Here is a 20,221-nt window from a genome sequence, read left to right on the forward strand (position 1 = left end):
ACAAGATTATCGGCAGAAGTAGCAAAGTGATCACATAAGTAATTCTCTTACTATTTGCTCCAATTGAGTAACGCTTCACACAAATAATATTTTTGCTATGTCAACTGTTCCACCAAATTCGTCACCTTTACGTAGTGTCCACACTCAAAATTTCGTTGATATTTTGCAGCAATGCGGCATTTCTCTAATTGTTTCGACCTATCAGGCCGGCAAACTAATTGTGGTGAGGGCAGAGGAAAAATCGCTCAATACTCACTTTCGAATGTTTAAGCAACCGATGGGAGTCGCTGCTGATCGTGAAAAAATTGCCCTTGGTACTGCTTATGAGGTGTGGGAGTTTCGCAATGTCCCTGCGGTTACCAAGAAGCTTGACCCACCAGATCTTCATGATGCTTGTTATTTACCCCGCGATCGCCACGTTACTGGGGATATTGATATCCATGAGATGGCCTATTGCAACGATGAGTTGTGGTTCATCAATACGCGCTTTTCTTGTTTATGCACTCTCGACCGCAAAAATAGTTTTGTGCCCCGCTGGCAACCGCCCTTTGTTTCGGCCTATGATCTCGGCGATCGCTGCCATCTAAATGGTTTAGGGGTGAGGGATAATCAACCGCATTATGTGACAGCTTTAGGTGAAACAGATAGTCATCAAGGATGGCGCGAGAATAAGGCCCACGGTGGCATTTTGATGGACATCACCACCAACGAATTTTTAGCAAAAGGGTTATCGATGCCTCATTCGCCTCGTTGGTATCGTGATCAACTGTGGGTGTTAGAGTCTGGTGAAGGGAGTCTTGCAACAGTTGATGTGAAAACCGGGAAATTAAACACCGTTGTGCAATTACCTGGTTTTACAAGGGGGATTGATTTCTGGGGTCCCTTAGCTTTTGTTGGTTTATCACAAGTGCGCGAAACGGCCGTGTTTAGTGGCATTCCCATCACCGAGAGACTAAATGAACGTATTTGCGGCGTTTGGGTCGTGAATATTGAAACAGCTCAGATTATCGCGTTTCTGAGGTTTGAGGATGCTGTTCAGGAAATTTTTGCGGTATCGGTGTTGCCCGGAATTCGTTTTCCTGAGGTGATTGAAGATAATGAAACGCTGCTCAGCAGTTCGTTTGTTTTGCCGGATGAGGCGATCGCCCGAGTGGATTTCAGCACGCTTAAATCAAAACCCCAATCGACTTAATTGCTTTTGAAGCGGCTTTATTGAGATACAGCTTTTAAGAGAAGGGCGATCGCCTCTCCACCTGATAATCACCCTTACGCTAAGACTCAAAAATTAAACGCTATTTGAAAGGTGAAAATGGCGTGGTGTACGCATGATCAGAAGCGACAATCATCGTGCCAATACCATCATTCGTGAAAATCTCCAGTAGCAACGCGTGGGGAATACGCCCATCAATAATGTGAGCTGCCTTAACACCTTGCGCTAGCGATCGCACACAACAAGAAACCTTCGGGATCATTCCGCCACCGACCACGCCAGAGTCGATCAGTTCGCGTGCCTTCTGTAAATTTACTCTGGGGATGAGGGTAGAAGGATCGTGATAGTCTTCCAAAATACCCGCTGTGTCCGTCAATAAAATTAATTTTTCTGCACCGAGGGCTGCTGCTAATTCTCCGGCCACAGTGTCTGCGTTGATATTGTGAGCTTGGCCATTTTCATCGGCTGCCACACTAGAAATTACTGGCACATAGCCATTATCGACGAGGGACTGAATCAGTTTGGTGTCGATGGCTGCGACTTCTCCCACAAAGCCAACGCCTTCTTTGCCAACAGGACGAGCTTGCACCATATTGCCGTCTTTGCCACAGAGACCAACGGCAGACGCACCTTCTTGGTTAATGAGGGAGACAATTTCTTTATTGACGCGACCGACTAAGACCATTTCCACCACGTCCATGGTGTCAGCATCGGTGACTCGCAAGCCATCTTTAAATTGGGGTTCGATCTTGAGTTTACTGAGCCATGTATTGATTTCAGGGCCGCCGCCATGCACCACAACGGGACGGACGCCAATGCATGAGAGAAAGACGATATCGCGAATGACTTTATCTTTGAGCGTGCTGTCTTTCATCGCCGCGCCGCCGTATTTTACGACAACAGTTCGACCCGAGAATTGCTGCATATAAGGCAGGGCTTCGCTGAGGATACGGACACGGGTGGCATCGGCTTCTCTGATGTATTCGCTTTCCATGAATGATTGGCTAGTGATCTGTAAATAAAATCGGTTTGTTGCTTGGTATTTTACGGGATGGGTGATCGCCGCACATATTAAGGATCTGCAACTTAATCAACTTTTGATGAGATTAGGGTCAATTGTTCTCACCAATAATTTGGGGTGGCTTCCGGAGAACGGAGGGAATGGTTGCAATGATGTCTTCCGCAACAGCACGGGGAGGACGGGCAGTATTGATTTGAATATGTAGATCAGCCTCGTTATAAAGCGATCGCCGTTGTTCTAGAAGTTCGTTTAATTTCGTTTCGAGATCAACGTTTTGGAGCAGCGGACGTCGAGTGTCACTCCGGAGACGATCCATCAGCAACGGGGTTGGTACATCAAGCCAAATCGTTAATCCTTGCTGCAAGTAATACCAGTTGTCATTTGAGAGAATAATACCGCCGCCAGTAGCCACAACGGTGCGGGTTTGCACTGCGATTTTACCGAGGACTTGGGTTTCGAGTTTACGGAATTCTTCTTCACCCATCTCTGCAAAAATATTACTGATCGATGTGCCTGCGAGCTGCTCAATAATGTCATCAGAATCGAGGACGCGGTAGTTCATGATCTCGGCAATAATCTTTGCAAGGGTACTTTTACCAGTGCCCATCATGCCGATGAGATAAATATTTAAACCTTTGAGCAAATCTTCCATCGATTAACTTGAAATCCGTTGAGACCTATTTATCTTAGGATGCTTCGTGAAATTTCTGATATGGTTTGTGATCTTTATTTGAGGGGCGATCAGTCGTTTTTTCTTTACCTAATGTTTTGCAGTATATTTACCAATCCAAAATATTCTGACCCCGGAGGTGCCCAAATCCTTACCTTTTCATGATCTAAGAAGAGAAATCTGAGGTCTTGCTTGAAACTATTGTGAGATCTTTCTTTTATTGATTCGGGAAGAATCATTGTGACTTTGCCTTGGATGCCAGATAGTCTTGCTTTAACTAATATGTTTTCATATGTCGAATAGATGAATGTTGAGCCCAGTACTGTCCAATGTCTGGCTGTATCTAGGAAAACTAGAATCGGGTCGTTTTCTTCTGTGGTGGATTGAGAAATAGCCTTGACCAATTCTGGAGATAAGTCAGAAAAATGATAAGTGTTTTTCTGAGGGGTAAACAGATTATGTTGCCTCGCTCTTCGCAAGATTTGTCGTTTACGTTTCTCTTTGCTCTTGTTGTCCATGGCAAGCTGAGTTTAAACGATTGTTTAAGATAACTGAATTTTCTTTGTTTTGAGTTGAGGATGGCATAATAGGCGATCGCCACTTTCAGTTTCATTTTTATGATGGAAAAAAGCATCCGCAATGAACTGGTGATCTTTTATGCCTAAGAAAAAGCTTCTGTTAATCCCGATTATTGTGTTCTCTTCCATTGGTGGGGTCATTGTTTTTGTCGGGCTAATCGTGTGGCTTGTGATGTCAATCATCAAATCGAGTCAACCCTTTAAGATGGCGATCGCCGACCTTGAAGCGAGTTCTGAAGTGAGTGCAGTCTTAGGCTCAGATTGGGAAGAAAGCTGGTGGGTTTCCGGTGAAGTAAATATTAGTGGTGATCAAGGCACCGCTTGCTTAGCGATTCCTGTATCAGGAACGGCTGAGAAAGGCACGGCCTATGTGGATGCGGCCAAGGTGCAAGGGACTTGGCAGATGAATGAGCTGACAGTTGCAATTACTGATGATGCTTCGTTTGCGCCGAAAGAAACAATTACTTTGGTGACTCCCACTGAAGAAAACCGAAAAGTGTGTAGCGGTTAAACTTTGACTTTAAAGACGGCGGTGCAGAAGTTCTAGTTGTCCACCATATTCTTGGATGAGGTTGAGTTGACGAATATAAAACCCGCGAAAACTGTTGGCGAAAAGTAATGTGATAATCGCAATGATTAGTCCGGCAGCAGTGGAGATAAGCGCTTCGCTAATTCCTGCGGTTACGCCAACAGTTTGAGTGCTGCCTACATCACCAATTTTGAGGGAGCTAAAGGAATTCATTAAGCCCAAAATTGTCCCTAAAAGACCCAATAAAGGTGCAACAGCAATAATCGTTTCAAATACGGTATTAAAGCGTTTTAGGATCGGGATTTCGGCTTTGGCAGCAGTTTCTAGTGCAATGGTTAATTCTTCAGATGTAGCGCTGGGAATGCTCATCGCCTCAAGATAAATGCGGCAAATCGGCAAATGTTGATTTTGCTTCAGGAGGGCGATCGCCTGATTTTGGTCATCACGATAGAGCATCAAAACTTTACTGAGGAGAGGCCGTTGACCGCGATTGATCCGGAACCAGAAAAATAACCGTTCGGCGATCAGTGTGACCGAAATAATCGAGCACAAAAACAATGGAATTGTGACCCAGCCACCCGTCGTTAAAAGTTCAGTCCACGCCATAGATTGCTCCCGGAAATACCGTCTTTGAGCATAGGTGATTTTTAGCGTTTTTGGCCGACGGGAATAAAACTACCGACGATTAATCCAAATCCAACCGCAAAAGCGAGTAGCACCCCAAATGGCAATTGAATCGATTCCCATAGGAGAAATTTAATCGAGACCAACTCAATATTCTGGATGGACATCACTGCAACCAATCCTAGCCAACCTGCCAGAATCGTCATACTGAGTAATAGTCCGAGAGTGCGCATGGTTACTTGCCTTTGCCTTTACTAAATAGTTTGAAATAGGTGGAAACGAAAAATTCTTTTAACGGAAATAGTAAATAGGTGATTGGATTAATTGTCACGATGATATTGCGAAAATCGCGGCGCGCCAGATTCACAATCATTTTTGCGACAAAGTTTGCAGACATCACCCCAACCGGATTGAGACTACTTTTGAAAGGCCCCAAAATTAATTTGCGGATAATGATGGGCGAGTCTAAACGCTGCAATGTCACTAAATCGCCCAATGCTCGTTTACTGAGTTCGTAGAGAGGACTAACAGCCGGATTGACTTCAGCTTCGGAGGTGTTTACCCAAATTTCTTTGCGGACGCGATCCTGGTTTGTCTTGATCGTACTTAAAAATAATTCGATTAGCCGCTGCTGGGAAAAGGTATTAATTTCGTAGGATTTCTGGATGGCTTCTGGGGTTCGATCGCCGTGCACATTAATACCGTGGTTGAGCACGAGAATATCTACTTTTTTAAGAGCTTCAAGAATTGCGGCTTCATTACCTGATTGCCACTGAATCGTTTTTAAAGCAACATCTTGGCCTGCAATATCGAGACTAAGTTCTTGGGGTTTGGAAGTGAGGGCGATCGCCTTGGCTCCTGCTTGATGAAGTTCGGTGAGTAAAGCGGTGCCGAGGGTTCCTGACGCGCCTGTGACTGCAACTCGTTTTCCTTTCAATGACAATGCCGTCCCCATAACCTTGTCCACAAGAGTGAATGTGCCACAATAATACGCCTCTTGGTTATCAAAATGATGCCGCCAGTGATAGGGACGATTTACAAACCAGTTCCCCGGTAATGCTTTAAAGTCACCCGGTTGGTGAGTAATATCCGTTAATTCATCCACCATCGGAATCCCTAACCCACGGGCGATCGCCGCCGCCATAAACGAAAGCGTATAGAGGCAGCCTGCCAAACTCAACCAAGCAGTATTCACACCAGCCAGCACTAGTCCAACCCAGAGCAATAACCCAAACCCCAGCATCACCGAAGCTTCTGGTAAATCGTTATACCAGTGCGCTTTTCTATAAACCTCATCATCAATGACCGTTAAATCACGACGAAAAACCTTGTGATGCCAAACATGTAGGCGAAAAAGTGGTTCCCAAACATGGGCTAAAGCATGATAAATATCGCGCACAAGTTCTGCCCAAAAGACAGATCCCAAAACCATGCCACTGCCGAGGACAAGCTGGCTACTGCTGATCATTAAAGAATCCAAAGAATGTTAAAGAGATTTTTCTAATCTCAATTGTTGTAACATTCTTTGCTTGGTCTTGGGAACTTATACCTAAGTGTTTAGCCAAAAACTATTGAAGGCGATCGCCCTTGGTACTTGTCTCGATAACCCACCTAATTTAAGGCCAAAGTGGTTCTTCATTTTCGTCGTATAGAACGCCAAAGTTAATACATTGCAACCGACCAAACTGCAATTGAAGTTCAAGCCATTGATCATCGTAAAGAATATATTCGCGGCCTAAATATTCCCAAACTTCTGATGGTTCACCTAATTCTTTGGTGATGGTTTCGAGCATTTTATATTTAGGCTGACCAATTAAATGTTTATCAAAAAAGATCGCATCGGGATGATATATCTCAATCCAACCCAAACGATTATTGTTTTCGGGTTCAAATGAAAGTTCGAGTTTTGCTTCATAAAACTGAAGTCGATGGCAGCCAGAATCAGTAAAAAATGCTTTATTTTCCTTGCCACCAATTATTTCTCTGGCTTGTGTTTTAGTACAGCCGAATATCAAATGATTAATGCTAGTGCCGAGAATTATTTGCATACTAAAGCTCAGGCGATCGCCGCCTGAAATTTCTTCGTACTAGCAGGTCGATTATTCATCTAACTCAAAAGAATATATGGCTCGACTTTTCTTTTGAGAAGAGAGACTAAATCAGGAGCCATACAGTCATACTTATCAGGAATATCTAGACAAACCAGTTTTTTATCTTTGAGCAGATTTTGAAACTTCTTAGATACTTTTCTTCTGTGAATTTGTTCCATCACAAAGATGATATCTGCCCATTCAATTAAATCTCCACTTACTGGCGTGAAAGCATCAGCATTTGTTCCAGCTCCAATCGCTTCTACTTCTTCGTATTCTGAAAAAACTTCTTCGCCAGTCGGGCTTCTTAGTCTATTTTCACTACAGACAAATAGTAAGTTCATCTTTTTCCTTAAGCCCAATCGTTAATAACAACTATTGTACGTATGGCACAAATTCACCGTGCTGGAGTTGAGATGGCGATCACCTCAACTCGAATTTCTCTTGTCTTACCAAGTCATTACTAGGGAGGATAAAAGTCAAAGTGTAAATCTCATACAATTCTGGAAGTCCTTTCTGTTGCTATATGGTCATTCCGCTACATTTAAATCAGCCTGTTGATATTCAGCTAGAAAAACCGCTCTTTATAGCTAGTGATGCTCCTTTACAACAGGCGATCGCCCTGATGACTGGCAAAGAAAAAGGCTCACCCCAAAGTTGTTTGGTAGTGCAGGAAGATAGCAAAACCATTGGTATCCTCACCGAAAGAGATCTGGTACGTCTTTCCCTTTCCCAAAAAAGTATTTCAGAGACAATCGTGCGAGAGATCATGACCTCGCCTGTGATTACGATTACCACCAAAGATTTTAGTGATATTTTTGCGGTCTATAGCTTGATGCGTCGTCACCGCATCCGTCATCTACCTGTGATTAATACCGACGATAGTGTGTCTGGATTGATGACGCTCAGCATGTTGCGTCAAGCCCTTCATCTTAGTTATTTTTTGCGCTTTCGAGAAGTCCGAGAAGTGATGTCAACAAAAGTTATTACTGCTTTCCCGACAACGCCTCTTATTGATGTTGCTCAGCTCATGGCATGTCATCGAATTAGTTGTGTTGTGATTGTGGACGAGACAGCCACCTCAGAAATACCTGTGGGCATCATTACCGAGAGGGATATTGTGCAGCTACAGGGTTTAGGTGGAGATCTTGCTACTCTAACAACGAGATTTGCGATGAGTTGTCCTGTAATCTCATTACATCCTGAAAACTCTCTCACGTCGGCTCAAGAAATTATGCAGCGGTATCGAGTCAGACGGATTGTTGCAGTGAATGAGCATGGTGAACTGGAAGGCGTTGTGACGGAAACAAATGTGTCGCAAATTCTTGATCCTCTCGAACTATTTGGCATGTTGGAGATTTTGCAGCACCGAGTCCAACAGCTCGTGAAGGATCGCGATCGCCTTTTACCATCAGAAAATCGTCATTTACAGGAAGCTCTTGATAACAAAGAGTTTCGGCTTCATTATCAACCCCAATTTCATGGCAAGTCTAGAACGATTGTGGGGGCAGAGGTATTAGTGCGTTGGTATTCGAAAAATCGTGGCATTGTTTCACCCGCTGAATTTATTCCTCTGGCAGAAATGACGGGGTTTATTGTCACCCTCGGTGAATGGATTTTAAAAGATGTTTGCCAACAGGCTCGACGCTGGCAAGATGCTGGCTATGCACCCATTAAGTTTTCGGTGAATGTTTCGAGTCACCAACTGAAGAACCCACAATTTTCAAAACATTTGGAACAGATTTTGGCGGAAAGTAAACTCGATCCCCAATGGCTAACCATCGAGTTGACAGAAAGCTCTCTCGTTGAAAATGTCGATATGACATTGACGCAATTTCAGAGTCTCAAGGAATTAGGGGTTGATATTGCGATCGATGATTTTGGGACTGGCTATGCTTCCCTCGGTTATCTGCAACATTTTCCGTTTGATATTTTGAAAATTGATCGTTGTTTTGTCGAAAATATCCACATCAATCCAAAAAATGCGGCGATCACCTCTGCAATTATTCAAATGGCAGAACAACTCAATTTTTCAGTGGTTGCCGAAGGTGTTGAACGGCAAGAAGAGTTTGAATTTTTAGGCGATCGCCACTGTGAGATTTTTCAAGGATATTTCTTCTCGCCTCCTTTGTCTGCTGAAGATTTTGAGCAACATCTCATATTTAAATCTGAAGAATAAGGATTTGAGACGTAGATGCTTTATTGCATGAGCCAGATTGAACTGATTGCTGCATGATCATGGTAATTCCGGGTTTCATGGTAGGAACTATCGCTTTCAGGATAAATCCCAGCAAAATCAGTGATTGTCCATTGGTTGGAACGAATCCAGATACTGGTATTTGAATCATCGGCAAATAGGCCATCCTCGAAGGTGATCGCCTCACGCAATTCATTTTCTGTGCTGTAACTTAGGGTTGCTGGGCCATGTTGGGCGATCGCCGCCGTGAGGGGAGTGCCTGCGCCCACGCCATGAATTGTTTTGTAACTAGGATTGCGGATTGCGATTAAATTGATTTTCGAGTCTTCGGTGATCGGAAATGAGTCAAAGCCGAGGTCATATTGCACATCGCCATACCAAGACAGTTGAAGGCCATCGGGAATATCCACGCCGAGGATCACAGGCTCTAAGGTCATGTTTGATTTCATCTGTGCCCGAAATTCAGCTAAGGTCATGCCCAATTTTGCATTGCCAACACTAGTCGAGGTGATTAAAAAATCTTCGGACGGCGATCGCACGCCCATGTCATCGCAGCCAAACTCTACGCCATCGACTAATTCCGCAGAAAGGAGTCGCAGTGAATAGCCATCCCAGTAATGGCGCGTTTCTTCAAAACAACTGCCAGCCCCATTAAATTTGTAACTGTTATGGATAATGTTGCTCTCTGAATCGAAGGTGGGATAGCCGACTAAATTGATATTGCTATGGCGGAAGTCTAAAGACTGGGTTTCAAGATTTGGTGTGACGACCACAAATTCATAAACCCCTTGGTATGCGGCATTCCAACAGAGGATTTTGGCTAAAAAAGTCTCGCTATCGCCGTGGACATAAACGTCTGAAAATTCGAGACTTTCGGCGGATAATTCGGGTTCATCGAGACATAAATTCAAGTCATCTTTCTGGTCGGCGATCGCCTGCAAGATGTGTTGTTTGGCTTCGCCTTCGAGTTCATAGGCTAGAAGCTTGGGCTCTGTTTTTTGCTCTAGTTCTGATGGTGGGAGCTGCGGTGTGAGGGAAACTTCTGATGAATTTTCTGAAGGGAGTTTAACGGAGATTGTCTCAGGATTTGAGGGATAAATTGCTGAGGGGGTTTGGGTGGCGATCGCCGTGCAACCGATCAGATTACTACCGAACAAAGCAGCGATTGGCAGTAGAAAATAACGAGTTTTCATAGATTTCAGAACCTTGTGAATGTAGCGAATGAATGAGATGGGAGATGCACGGATTTGTTAGTGTGAACGATTTGAGAGCCTATAAACACAGCCCACTGTCGGACATACCACGGTAGCAAAGCCATTCCTTGTCAATTTCTTCTAGCACCCAATTTCCTGCGTTTCCTTTACTCATCTGCACCGTAAATTGGTGTCCTTTTACCGAATCATCTAAAAATCCTGTTTGGGTAATCACCACCGTTGCGCTTGTGGGACTTTCTGCCGAATCGTGCTGAATATCAATTGTTTCTTTCCAAGTCCCGTCACTAACATAACCATCTTGTTGCGCTGCGCTGAGGGCGATCGCTAGAGGATGTGCGCCAGAAATTTCCGTTGGTGTTTGGGCGTTGGACTGAGCCATTATTTTTTGATCAGGCAGGATGAGTTCACAAGCTAAAGCCGTTGACATTATCCCAAAACCACTAAGGGCGATCGCCCCTATCACGAAGCCCTTTTGTTTACCACTAAGAAAATTGTTGCTCTTAAACATCGATTTACTCCTCTTTCAAAACTTTAAAACCGACAATCAACGCTTCAACCCCAAATCTCGTCATTCCGTTAAAGGCGATCGCCTACCCTCAGATTAGATCTCGAATTTTCAAAATTTAGAGTCGTCACAGAAACAGAAACAAAACTTTTGGGGTTACTATTCGTGCAAAGGCTTATTGAAATTTGGCATCGCAAAACTCTTGTCAGCATCTCTAAAAGAACGGCTCACGACACATCTCAAACATATTATTCGGAATCGCGATCCCTATTTTTCGGCGGCAGGACATTTCTATGTGAAAGAGTATGTCCGGCAAACAATGGAAGAACATGGTGAGCCTGAGAGTTTTCGCTTTGAGGCGCAAGGCAAAACTCACGGAAATATTATTTTGGATCTGTGTGCTGATGATGCAGTACAGACAAAACCACCCATTTTAATTGGGGCGCATTACGATGCGGTGATTAGTTGTCCGGGGGCTGATGATAATGGCACTGGCCTTGCTGTGCTGCTGGAAATGGCTAACTTTTTTAGCCAAAATCCAGCGCGTTATCCGATTCGTTTAGTGGCATTTGATCTTGAAGAATTTGGACTCTGTGGCAGTTTAGAATATGCGGCTCACCTCAAAAAAAATCAGCAACCCTTGCGATTGATGTTGAGTTTAGAGATGCTGGGTTACTGCTCCCACGCCCCAAATTCTCAGACATATCCGAGCTTTCTGAAATATTTTTATCCGTCAACGGGAGATTTTATTGCGCTAATCGGTGACATCCAAACGATTCCAGAAATGTGGGGCATGGGGCGATCGCTGAAAAAATCAGTGCCTTGTGAATGGTTGCCAGCGGGATGGCGAGGATATCCAGTGCCCGATGCGCGACGGAGTGACCATTTGGCATTTTGGGAGCAGGGCTACAAAGCAATGATGGTGACCGATACTGCCGATATGCGGAATCCCCACTACCACCAACCTACTGATACTTTTGAAACCCTCGATCTCGATTTCTTGGGTCAGGTTTGTGAGGGATTATGCGAGGTGATCGCCCAATTGCGCTAACTATTCCAAATCGAGAGAAAGCTGTTTGAGTTCTTTGATTTTGAAAGATTGGCGGTGGTGAGGCGTTAAACCATGTTCGAGAATGGCCAAACGATGTTTCTTTGTGCCATAGCCTTTATTGCTCGCCAAATCGTATTCGGGATAGGTGTCTGCCAACTCAACAATTTCTTTATCCCGTGCCACCTTCGCCAAAATACTCGCGGCAGCGATCGCCACAAATTCGTCGTCCCCTTTCACGATTGCAGTTTGGGAAATATCTATATTCGGAATAGTTTTATTGCCATCAATCAAGAAGTGCTCTGGCTGACAACTGAGCTGTTCAATGGCACGACGCATTGCTAAAAAAGTAGCCTGAAGAATATTGATTTCGTCAATTTCTGCCACTGAAGCTGAGGCGATCGCCCATTCTTCTACCACCTCATAAATTTCGGGGACAAGAGAGTCGCGTTTTTTTGCCGAGAGTTTTTTACTATCTTTTACGCCCAGTTGCCGTAGCTGTTTTTCCTGACAAGATTTCACAACGACTACCGCTGCAAACACAGGCCCAAATAAACAGCCCCGACCCACCTCATCGACTCCCGCGATTAAAGCCATTATTCAGCCATAAACTCATCATAAAGATCATTGAGATCATCCCAACGTGCCATCCGCCACATCTCCGCAAAACACATATCATCTTCCGCATCAGGAAAATAGATTTCGGGATCGAGCTGAATGGCTGCTTCTAAACTATTGAATGCTTCTTCAAAATTGCCGATCTTTGCAAAGCAATAGGCCTGCTCATACCAAGTATCAGCATCTTTCGGAATATCTACGAGTGCTTGCTCAAAAGACTCAATTGCGTTGGTGTAATGCTCTAATTCCTCTAGGGTTTGCCCCCGTTGGTACCATGCCCAAAAATCACCAGGTTTCACTTCAAGGGCACGATCATAACTAGTTAAAGCCACCTCAGGTTTGTCCCAAGCTAGCAGCGCATCACCGCGACGATACCAACTCCAATAGTCATTGGGACGAAACGTTAAAGCCTTGTCGTAATAGGACAAGGCTCGCGCATATTTCTCCAATAGTCGCCAACATTCACCCAAACGATAGTTTGACCAATAGTCTTCTGGATGGTCTTCTAAAGCTTTCTCAAAACAGGCGATCGCCCGGTCATATTTCCCGAGCTTTTCCATGAAGAGACAGCCCTGATCGTACCAAGACCAATAATTCTTAGGACAAATATTGCAAGCTTGAGCATAACTATCGATCGCCTCGTGGGGAAAGCCAAGTTTTTCGTAGGCCATCGCCTGTTTGTACCACGTCCAATAATCTTCGGGATGGTACTCAAGCGCTCGATTAAAGCACAATAACGCTTCCTCTACCCGACCAGATTGCCAGTGAATATTTCCCTGTCGATACCATCCTTGATAGCTGTCAGGACGGCACTCCAAGGGGCGATAGGTCGTGCGTTCCGCCGTCAATAAGTTATCCATCGAATGATCTGTTTGAGCTATTGCTCTTATTTAAATTAGTAATGATTATCGTAACGGATTTAATGCATTTGATATAAGTGGCTAATTACCCCTTTAATGTCAGTAAATCTGCAAAATTTAACGGTATGCTCTCAAATGCTTGGTTCCGCATTTTGGTAACAAAATTTACAATTTATGCTGCCATCTGATCTATTGCTCCAACGCCGCAAAGGTGAAACCCTTGTCCCAAAACATTTGTCCCTCTCGAAAGCGGCGATCGCCTTAGCGGCAGAATTAATTGAATGTTTTGAAGGCTGTCGTGGCGAACCGAAAAAAGTATTGCAGGCAGAGCTCCAGGAAATTGAAGGGGAAAGTACGGATTTTAAAGTGAAACGTGGGTTGGCTCATCTGCTGAAAAATCACTTTAGTACCTTTGAGATTGTTAGTCCTCTCGAACCACTACTATTGCGGGAAAAAGTATTTGCCGCTTCCTGTGCTGGTGTGCCGATTCCTGATCAAAAAATGGAAGTGCTAGAGGCGATCGCCACCGAATTAACCCAACTCTATGAGCGCGATATTTTTCCCAATGATATTGCTGCGGGACTCTATGCAGATCTCCCCGAAAATCATATTTTGACGGAATTTGAGCCGCCTGACCCCAAAGCTTTAATTCACCGCTATAACCTCTCTCAAACCCAAGGGATTTTCTATAAAGCAAATTTCTTGATTATCCATGCCCACCGCAATGATCCCGGTGAATATAAGCTACTGTTCCGCTACCTGAAACTGTTTCAGTTGATGACCTATATCGAGGGAGATGCAGACACCGGTTTTACAATCACTATTGATGGCCCCACCAGTCTTTTTAAACCCAGTACTCGCTACGGTCTGGCGATCGCCAAAATGTTACCCGCCTTGCTCCACGTCAGTAAATGGCAACTCGAAGCCCAGCTGCATTACAAAGACAATTACACCAATACCATCCGCCACGGTCGTTTTACTCTCGAAGATGATTGTGGGCTGGTGAGCCATTATCCACCCGGCAAACCCTATGACAGTATGCTCGAAGCTTCTTTTGTGAAAAGTTGGAATAAGCTCAAAACGGATTGGCATCTAGAGCGGGAAGTGGATTTGATTCCTTTACCCGGCAGCGTCATGATTCCAGACTTTCGGGTGGTGCATCCCGATGGACGAGAGTTTTTATTGGAAATTGTGGGCTATTGGCGACCAGAATATCTCCAGAAAAAGTTCTCAAAGATTCGTCGTGCTGCTTATCCAAATCTAATCATCGCCGTCTCTGAACGTCTCAATCTTCAAAAAGCAGGGGTCGATTTCAAAGAACTGCCGAATCACCTCATCTGGTTTAAACAGAAATTACCAGCTCGCGAAGTGCTCAAGATCCTCGACGCTTGATGGGCGATCGCCAAATCAATGAGCGGCTGTTAAATCCAATTAATTTCTTCGTCTGGGGTAGTGATGGTTTGTTTTTGGGGACTGGTCGCGTGATAATTTTGCTCGATTGTAATTTTTGAATCTTTGAGACGGGGGTTCACCTGATGATAATCACTGTCTTTCGCCTTGTTGGAACAGAGATGGTGCAGGAAAAAATCGAGGGTGCGCTGGGAAATATAGCCTTTCAGGACAGCGACGGAACCAAAGCGCAGATGGTTAACCTGTTGTTCGCTGAGAATATTTTGAATTTGTTGGGGGTTGATGAGCTGTGCTGCTACGAGACATTCCCCAAGGAGCTGAGGTTTATTTGGTTGATAAATACCTTTCTGAAAGACCTCACAGAAAAAGTCAACGGTTTTTTTTGAAAGCCAACCTCTCGTTTCCAAAATATCTCCGACGCGCAAGTCATCATAAACTTGCTGGTCATAGAGCACTGTTTGTAGTTGCCCTTCAGAAATCAATCCGGCTGCGGTTAAAAGTTCCCCGATCGGGGTGGCATGGGCTTTAGTCATAGTCTCTTGCACTCCTGTCGTGAAAAATTGTGCGGATAAATAGATCGCTTGGTAGATAGTCAGTCGGGCGATCGCCACACGTTGGTGATGCTAATGCGGTGGTAGATGTGGTCGTGTTGCTTTATTTGCGTTGTGCTTTCGCGAGGAGTCAAACTCGAAAAGCTGCAGGGTTAAAACCTCCTAATAGCTTGGATACAAAGTGTTCTAAGAAATTCTTGGGTTAATTATGATAAGGCTTACATTTACTATTTTTACCAAAATTCTAAGTATTTTTACGGAATGGGCTGTCATTTACTTTACAGAAGTTCGTAGAATTGCCCAGTTCGTAATGAAATTAACAGCAGCTGGGGATCCATATTTTTTATGGTGGATGCCATAGAGAAGAATTTGTTGTCTTTGGTCTCGTGCCTTATCCGTTCAGGTACGGGATTTTTTATGATGATTTATCGGTAGAGGAGACGAATACTCTTTTGTAACAGGTAGGTGAAGCTTGCCGTTGTAGGACAGAAAGTTGAGATACACTGCTTTGAAGACTTTGGCACATGTAGGAAAGAATGCTCACTGATAAACTATCTCCGACCACTGCGTATTCTCACAAGCCTTGGTTGGCAGCGATTAAACCTCCGATCTATACCGTTGCAGTGACCCCGATTATTGTCGCAACTGCTTCTGCTTACGGCGAATTGGGACTATTCGATGGCTTGCGGTTTGGGCTATTTTTGTTTGCGTCGGTTTGTATGATTGCTTGGATGAATCTGAGCAATGATGTCTTCGATTCAGACACTGGGATTGATGTTAATAAAGCGTCTTCGCTCGTTAATATCACAGGCGATCGCCAACTCATTTTCTGGCTAGCAAATGGCTTTCTTGCGTTGGGATTGGGAAATATCGCGCTGATTAGTTATCTACAGCAAGATTGGACAGTACTAGGATTGCTAGTCGTAGCGGCGGCGATCGCCTATACCTATCAAGGGCCACCTTTTCGTTTGGGCTATCTTGGCATCGGTGAATTTGTCTGTTTTATTGCCTATTTGATCACGGGATTGGGTGTGTTTTATAGCCAAGCTAACACCATCACACTAGGAGGATGCTTGGCATCAATGTGGGTGGCGCTTACGACTAGCATCATTTTATTTTGCTCCCATTTCCACCAAGCTGAAGATGATCTGGCCGCAGGCAAAAAATCACCTATTGTGCGTCTCGGTACAGCACTTGGCGCAGAGGTTTTAACTTATAGTTTGGTCGGCGTACTTGTTTTAACCTGTGGCTTAATTGCCTTCGGGCTGTGGTCGCCGTGGATGTTAATTACTTTTGGCAGCGCACCCTTTGCACTACAGCTGATTAACCATGTCCGAACTAATCACGCAGATCCTGACAAAGTGAAAAACGCAAAATTTTTCGCCGTTAAATTTCACTTCAGCAGCGGCATATTATTGGCGATCGCCTATATCCTGTCCTATTACGATTTAAGCTTTCTGAGCGTGACAGGCTTAACCTATTAGCGGTAATTGTTGAACTGAATCGGCATTGGGAAATCGAGATCTCGAATAGCCTGCATCACCCCTTGGAGATCATCCTTCGATTTACTCGAAACCCGTACCGAATCCCCTTGAATAGAGGCTTGTACCTTTTTAAAATCTGTTTTAACCATTTTGGTGATTTTCTTGGCATCATCTTTTGAAATGCCTCGCCGTAACGTAATTACTTGGCGAGTTCGACCACCACTGGCAGACTCAGGATCACCATAATCAAAAAGTTTAGGCGATAAATTACGCTTGACAGCTTTCGTCACCAAAATGGTTTGCACTGCATCCAACGTAAAATCACTTGATGTATTAATGGTGATCGTATCTTCCCCTAGGTCAATGGTTGTCTTCGTATCTTTCAGGTCATAGCGATTTTTGATATCTCGCATCGCCTGATCAACCGTATTGACTAATTCTTGGCGGTCGAAGTCACTCACAACATCAAAGGAATTAGTAGAAGCCATAGACAGATAAAAAGGGTACTAGAATTTACGCTGAGGTTATAAGTTTACAGGCTTTGGACAGCGGCAATGCTCAAACTAAATAAAATGATATTGCAGATATTTGCGACACCAAACATCATCGAACGCAACGGCGCAATGTTGGCAATATAAAATACTGAATATAATGCCCGCGCAATCAGAAAGGCGATCGCCGCATAAATTGCATTTTGGGATTCAACCCCAGTCACCACAGCCGATAGTGCTGCAATTGTGTAAACTAGCAATGCTTCAAAACCGTTTTGGTGTGCCCAATAAGCCCGTTTCGCAAAATCTGGCAGCGTATCAAAAAGCGCTCGAGGCTTCTGAAACATTTCCATTTTGTTTTCGCTCTTTGATGCCACTGTTACCCGAGCATATGCAGACACCGCATAGGGGGCATAAGCGAGTACAATCGCACCAACTAACGAGTAAATTAAGACAGCAGAAACAGACAGACTCATAATCGATCTAACCAAACAAACGTTTATCGATTAGAAGCTTAACTTAATCGAAATAGAAAAGGGTGACGAGTTTGCGCTGCTCTTCCGCTTCTTTGCAAGTCTGGAGGAGAGTATCACTGTCGTGGAAGGCAAAACAAATCAATTGCTGGCAGCGGGAAATTATTTCAGCATTACAAGCTGCACTCGCTTCACTCAGACTCATAGTATCGTTCTCTGGGTGTTCGACGAGATGCACAACCTGTTCAAGCTGTACTTGTGATTCCCGTGGTTGGCGGTCAAGACTTTGGGGCAAAATAACTGTTAAAAGACTAGAATCTGCGCGCATAACTCCTTTGATTGCTGCAGAATTAGTTCCTGTGGCCCCAGACGTAATGATTCGGTTCCCACCCAGTGCAAGGGCATAACTCATCATCTCGATCAAATGTTGGTGAGTGATCGGCACGTGGCGTGTGCCAATGAGAGCAATGCGTTTAGAGCCGGTCTGCTGAATGGCTGCTAACTCTTGTGCCAGAGTATCAAGGGTCGGAATATCTAGGGATTGACTCAAAGATCGTGGGGGACTTGGTAGCCTGAATAGTCGATGCTATTCTAAGTCAAACATCATTGATAAAGCAATCCTAAATTTTGTCTCGCAGTAAATCCCTTGCCAACAGACAATAACCACTGTTATATTTAAGTCTTGTTTGTGACTCGGACGTATAGCTCAGTTGGTTAGAGTACATCGTTGACATCGATGGGGTCACTGGTTCGAATCCAGTTACGTCCATACATATATAGACTAGGTTTCAGAGGATTCTCTCCATTGACTCTCTAACCAAAAAGTAAAAACAGACCCAAATCAGACACAGGGGTATTTGTAGGTTAGCACTAAATTAGTATGGATGACCTGTCCGTTATTTTCGTTTCCCCCAATAAAACCAGATAGAAACTTTGAACGCTTTTTTCTGATTCGAGACTTCGTAGTCTATTGAGGTGAAAGGGGAGAACCCTAGGCGTATCCTCATATTGCCAATGCAGTCACTAACGATAGCGGCAGCTTTTTCGCAATCAATGTGATTCTTCATGATGCTACCGCCAAATAATTCTTACACCGACTCATCCCCACATACCAAAGTCGTGGCTGTACAAATGAATCCTTGAACCGACCGAAGTCATTACGGATAATTACCCGTTCATAGGTGCTTCCTTGGAGGCTGTGAATAGTACCCGCGTAGACGTGTCGAATATCAGCATTAAGCTCTAACAGCTTGTAGTAGTCACGCCAATATCTACCATCGGTATTAAGTGCTTTTTCCTTGGCTAACTTAACCGCCTTACGGTACTTGCTCATCTCTGAGTATTTTACTGTGGTTACCCCTACTTTTGACTGTTCGTACCCAATACCTCCATAGGGTAATTCTGTATTCGCAAGGGTTAATTTATACCCCTCAAATTGCTCTCTATTGGGAGAATAAAGGATACGTTCTTGATTTTTAACGACATTAGTAGACTGACAGTTTGGGCAATGGGGCATTCTCGTGAGGACTTTTTTCTTGCTCCTTTCTCTCTCATCCTTACATTTTTAGGACTACCCCCAATTATCAGCGCTACAGAGTAAATCAACCAATGAAGAAAATCACAATATAGCAATTTCTAGTCGAGTGAGGTGCAATAGCAGCAATGTGTAAACCAGCATCGAATATCATCAAGGGTAATCTTGGAAAAAGCTACCTCAATTGCCTTGTCTAGAGCTAGATAAGTTCTTGCCCCGATACTTTTCAAGGTACTTTTCAACTTTGACCAGCAATTTTCAATGGGTGAAAAATCTGGAGAATAGGGAGGAAGGTAAATCAACTTAGCTCCCACGGCCTCAATCATTGTGCGTACTGACTCTCCTAAATGAATCGAACAGTTATCCATCACCACACATGCTCCCGCCCATAAGTTTGGTATTAACTTCTGGCTGATGAATGCTTCAAAGGTTAATCCATCCGTACTCCCCAGCAGATGATAATTAGCGACCATTCCCTTGAAGCCTAATGCTCCAATCAAAGAAACATTCTTGCCTCGTTTACTGGATTTCGGACTATAAGCTCGTTTCCCTTTCTCAGAACGTGCCCTCAGTCTTGTCATGGCTAAGTTCACGCCCGATTCATCGATAAAAATCAAGTTTTTCGCTAGAGTCGCTTGCATTTTCTGCCAAAAATCATATCTGGCTTGTTGCACTCGTTTTGTCGCCTTAAGGTCTGGATAGAATGTTTTTTTTGAGGCTATATCCCATTCTTCTTAAGGTGCGATGCATGGTGCTATTGGCCACACGGAGACCAGTGCGTTTCTCCATCTCATCACATAGTTCCGCTAGCGTCGCATCGTTTTTCTTGGTGAGCAACTGGCGCAATATTGTTTGATGCTCTTCGTTTAATTTGGGAGGTGTTTGTTGGCTTCGTTTTTTCGGAGCAATCGACCCTGTCAGTCGTTTTTGGTCGAGGAGCTTTTGTACAAAACTTTTCGCCACTCCAAATTGTCGGGCAAGACTACTTTGACTCACACCACCCCTTTCGTAGGCATCCACTATTTTCTGTCTTAAGTCTAATGAGTAGGCTTTCGGCAAGATGCTACTTTCTTCCTCACCAGTCAACTCACCTATACTACTTCATACACCTTGC

General features: G+C 44.1%; 24 protein-coding genes and 1 tRNA gene. 7 read left to right on the forward strand and 18 right to left on the reverse strand.

The window, feature by feature from the left end:
* Window positions 1–97: 97 nt before the first annotated feature.
* Entirely contained in the window at window positions 98–1,192 is a 1,095-nt protein-coding gene (locus LEPTO7376_RS11720; RefSeq protein ID WP_015134388.1) for a TIGR03032 family protein, read from the forward strand.
* 100 nt (window positions 1,193–1,292) lie between these two features.
* On the opposite strand, the gene argB is transcribed toward LEPTO7376_RS11720, so the two are convergent.
* Together argB and LEPTO7376_RS11730 are read right to left on the reverse strand one after the other, a co-directional pair.
* Complete coding sequence (argB, locus tag LEPTO7376_RS11725) at window positions 1,293–2,204, reverse strand: acetylglutamate kinase (protein ID WP_015134389.1); 912 nt, start codon at window positions 2,202–2,204, stop codon at window positions 1,293–1,295.
* A gap of 118 nt (window positions 2,205–2,322) precedes the next feature.
* Window positions 2,323–2,883, reverse strand: a complete 561-nt coding sequence (locus LEPTO7376_RS11730; RefSeq protein WP_015134390.1) for a shikimate kinase — start codon at window positions 2,881–2,883, stop codon at window positions 2,323–2,325.
* Window positions 2,884–3,558: 675 nt separating this feature from the next.
* Here LEPTO7376_RS11730 and LEPTO7376_RS11740 point away from each other — a divergent pair.
* Entirely contained in the window at window positions 3,559–3,990 is a 432-nt protein-coding gene (locus tag LEPTO7376_RS11740; protein WP_015134392.1) for a cytochrome c oxidase assembly factor Coa1 family protein, read from the forward strand.
* Window positions 3,991–3,999: 9 nt separating this feature from the next.
* On the opposite strand, the gene LEPTO7376_RS11745 is transcribed toward LEPTO7376_RS11740, so the two are convergent.
* The 5 genes from LEPTO7376_RS11745 to LEPTO7376_RS11765 all read right to left on the reverse strand — a co-directional run bounded on the left by LEPTO7376_RS11745 (window position 4,000) and on the right by LEPTO7376_RS11765 (window position 7,066).
* Window positions 4,000–4,614, reverse strand: coding sequence for a MotA/TolQ/ExbB proton channel family protein (locus LEPTO7376_RS11745; RefSeq protein WP_015134393.1), 615 nt, complete (start codon window positions 4,612–4,614; stop codon window positions 4,000–4,002).
* Window positions 4,615–4,655: 41 nt separating this feature from the next.
* Window positions 4,656–4,865: a lipopolysaccharide assembly protein LapA domain-containing protein gene (locus LEPTO7376_RS11750; RefSeq protein WP_015134394.1), complete on the reverse strand. Its 210-nt coding sequence runs from the start codon at window positions 4,863–4,865 to the stop codon at window positions 4,656–4,658.
* A 2-nt stretch (window positions 4,866–4,867) separates the two neighbouring features.
* Window positions 4,868–6,100 (reverse strand): bifunctional sterol desaturase/short chain dehydrogenase, encoded by a 1,233-nt coding sequence (locus tag LEPTO7376_RS11755; RefSeq protein ID WP_015134395.1) that lies wholly within the window; start codon window positions 6,098–6,100, stop codon window positions 4,868–4,870.
* Window positions 6,101–6,248: 148 nt separating this feature from the next.
* Window positions 6,249–6,680: a hypothetical protein gene (locus LEPTO7376_RS11760; RefSeq protein ID WP_015134396.1), complete on the reverse strand. Its 432-nt coding sequence runs from the start codon at window positions 6,678–6,680 to the stop codon at window positions 6,249–6,251.
* A 59-nt stretch (window positions 6,681–6,739) separates the two neighbouring features.
* On the reverse strand, window positions 6,740–7,066 hold the full coding sequence (locus LEPTO7376_RS11765) for a low molecular weight protein tyrosine phosphatase family protein (protein WP_015134397.1): 327 nt from the start codon (window positions 7,064–7,066) through the stop codon (window positions 6,740–6,742).
* A 182-nt stretch (window positions 7,067–7,248) separates the two neighbouring features.
* Here LEPTO7376_RS11765 and LEPTO7376_RS23555 point away from each other — a divergent pair, with 182 nt between their 5' ends.
* Window positions 7,249–8,901 (forward strand): EAL domain-containing protein, encoded by a 1,653-nt coding sequence (locus LEPTO7376_RS23555; protein ID WP_015134398.1) that lies wholly within the window; start codon window positions 7,249–7,251, stop codon window positions 8,899–8,901.
* A gap of 20 nt (window positions 8,902–8,921) precedes the next feature.
* Here the strand turns inward: LEPTO7376_RS23555 and LEPTO7376_RS11775 are convergent, their stop codons facing one another.
* On the reverse strand, window positions 8,922–10,112 hold the full coding sequence (locus LEPTO7376_RS11775; RefSeq protein WP_015134399.1) for a DUF1176 domain-containing protein: 1,191 nt from the start codon (window positions 10,110–10,112) through the stop codon (window positions 8,922–8,924).
* A gap of 79 nt (window positions 10,113–10,191) precedes the next feature.
* On the reverse strand, window positions 10,192–10,641 hold the full coding sequence (locus LEPTO7376_RS11780) for a hypothetical protein (RefSeq protein WP_015134400.1): 450 nt from the start codon (window positions 10,639–10,641) through the stop codon (window positions 10,192–10,194).
* Window positions 10,642–10,840: 199 nt separating this feature from the next.
* On the opposite strand from LEPTO7376_RS11780, the gene LEPTO7376_RS11785 reads away from it, so the two are divergent.
* Window positions 10,841–11,689 carry a M28 family peptidase gene (locus LEPTO7376_RS11785; RefSeq protein WP_041765508.1) on the forward strand — a complete coding sequence of 283 codons (849 nt, stop codon included), beginning with the start codon at window positions 10,841–10,843 and terminating at the stop codon, window positions 11,687–11,689.
* Here the strand turns inward: LEPTO7376_RS11785 and LEPTO7376_RS11790 are convergent, their stop codons facing one another.
* Window positions 11,690–12,283, reverse strand: coding sequence for a ribonuclease HII (locus LEPTO7376_RS11790; protein ID WP_015134402.1), 594 nt, complete (start codon window positions 12,281–12,283; stop codon window positions 11,690–11,692).
* Complete coding sequence (locus LEPTO7376_RS11795) at window positions 12,283–13,164, reverse strand: lipopolysaccharide assembly protein LapB (protein WP_015134403.1); 882 nt, start codon at window positions 13,162–13,164, stop codon at window positions 12,283–12,285. The genes LEPTO7376_RS11790 and LEPTO7376_RS11795 overlap by 1 nt, the downstream gene beginning before the upstream one ends.
* A gap of 174 nt (window positions 13,165–13,338) precedes the next feature.
* Here LEPTO7376_RS11795 and LEPTO7376_RS11800 point away from each other — a divergent pair, with 174 nt between their 5' ends.
* Window positions 13,339–14,556: a DUF790 family protein gene (locus LEPTO7376_RS11800; RefSeq protein WP_015134404.1), complete on the forward strand. Its 1,218-nt coding sequence runs from the start codon at window positions 13,339–13,341 to the stop codon at window positions 14,554–14,556.
* Window positions 14,557–14,585: 29 nt separating this feature from the next.
* Here LEPTO7376_RS11800 and LEPTO7376_RS11805 read toward each other — a convergent pair whose 3' ends face one another.
* The gene (locus LEPTO7376_RS11805; RefSeq protein ID WP_015134405.1) at window positions 14,586–15,107 is read right to left on the reverse strand and encodes a hypothetical protein; all 522 of its coding nucleotides are present in this window, start codon (window positions 15,105–15,107) and stop codon (window positions 14,586–14,588) included.
* 554 nt (window positions 15,108–15,661) lie between these two features.
* Here LEPTO7376_RS11805 and menA point away from each other — a divergent pair.
* Window positions 15,662–16,609 (forward strand): 2-carboxy-1,4-naphthoquinone phytyltransferase, encoded by a 948-nt coding sequence (menA, locus tag LEPTO7376_RS11810; RefSeq protein WP_015134406.1) that lies wholly within the window; start codon window positions 15,662–15,664, stop codon window positions 16,607–16,609.
* Here the strand turns inward: menA and LEPTO7376_RS11815 are convergent.
* Genes LEPTO7376_RS11815 through LEPTO7376_RS11825 form a run of 3 tightly spaced genes read right to left on the reverse strand, consistent with a single transcriptional unit; the run spans window position 16,606 to window position 18,123 of the window.
* Window positions 16,606–17,097, reverse strand: a complete 492-nt coding sequence (locus LEPTO7376_RS11815; RefSeq protein ID WP_015134407.1) for a YajQ family cyclic di-GMP-binding protein — start codon at window positions 17,095–17,097, stop codon at window positions 16,606–16,608. The genes menA and LEPTO7376_RS11815 overlap by 4 nt on opposite strands.
* A gap of 44 nt (window positions 17,098–17,141) precedes the next feature.
* Window positions 17,142–17,576, reverse strand: a complete 435-nt coding sequence (locus LEPTO7376_RS11820; protein WP_015134408.1) for an MAPEG family protein — start codon at window positions 17,574–17,576, stop codon at window positions 17,142–17,144.
* Window positions 17,577–17,619: 43 nt separating this feature from the next.
* Entirely contained in the window at window positions 17,620–18,123 is a 504-nt protein-coding gene (locus tag LEPTO7376_RS11825) for a hypothetical protein (RefSeq protein ID WP_015134409.1), read from the reverse strand.
* A 145-nt stretch (window positions 18,124–18,268) separates the two neighbouring features.
* On the opposite strand from LEPTO7376_RS11825, the gene LEPTO7376_RS11830 reads away from it, so the two are divergent.
* Window positions 18,269–18,342 (forward strand) — tRNA-Val (locus LEPTO7376_RS11830).
* Between the two features lie 294 nt (window positions 18,343–18,636).
* Here the strand turns inward: LEPTO7376_RS11830 and LEPTO7376_RS11835 are convergent.
* From LEPTO7376_RS11835 to LEPTO7376_RS27600, 3 genes are all read right to left on the reverse strand, one after another.
* On the reverse strand, window positions 18,637–19,089 hold the full coding sequence (locus tag LEPTO7376_RS11835; RefSeq protein ID WP_041763533.1) for an ATP-binding domain-containing protein: 453 nt from the start codon (window positions 19,087–19,089) through the stop codon (window positions 18,637–18,639).
* A 119-nt stretch (window positions 19,090–19,208) separates the two neighbouring features.
* A complete protein-coding gene (locus tag LEPTO7376_RS27595; RefSeq protein ID WP_041763060.1) occupies window positions 19,209–19,781 on the reverse strand; it encodes an IS630 family transposase in 573 nt (190 codons plus the stop codon).
* Between the two features lie 13 nt (window positions 19,782–19,794).
* Complete coding sequence (locus LEPTO7376_RS27600) at window positions 19,795–20,193, reverse strand: transposase (protein WP_225901096.1); 399 nt, start codon at window positions 20,191–20,193, stop codon at window positions 19,795–19,797.
* Window positions 20,194–20,221 lie beyond the last annotated feature (28 nt).

Origin of the sequence: [Leptolyngbya] sp. PCC 7376, from assembly GCF_000316605.1 — a bacterium.
Classification (GTDB): Bacteria; Cyanobacteriota; Cyanobacteriia; order Cyanobacteriales; family MRBY01; genus MRBY01.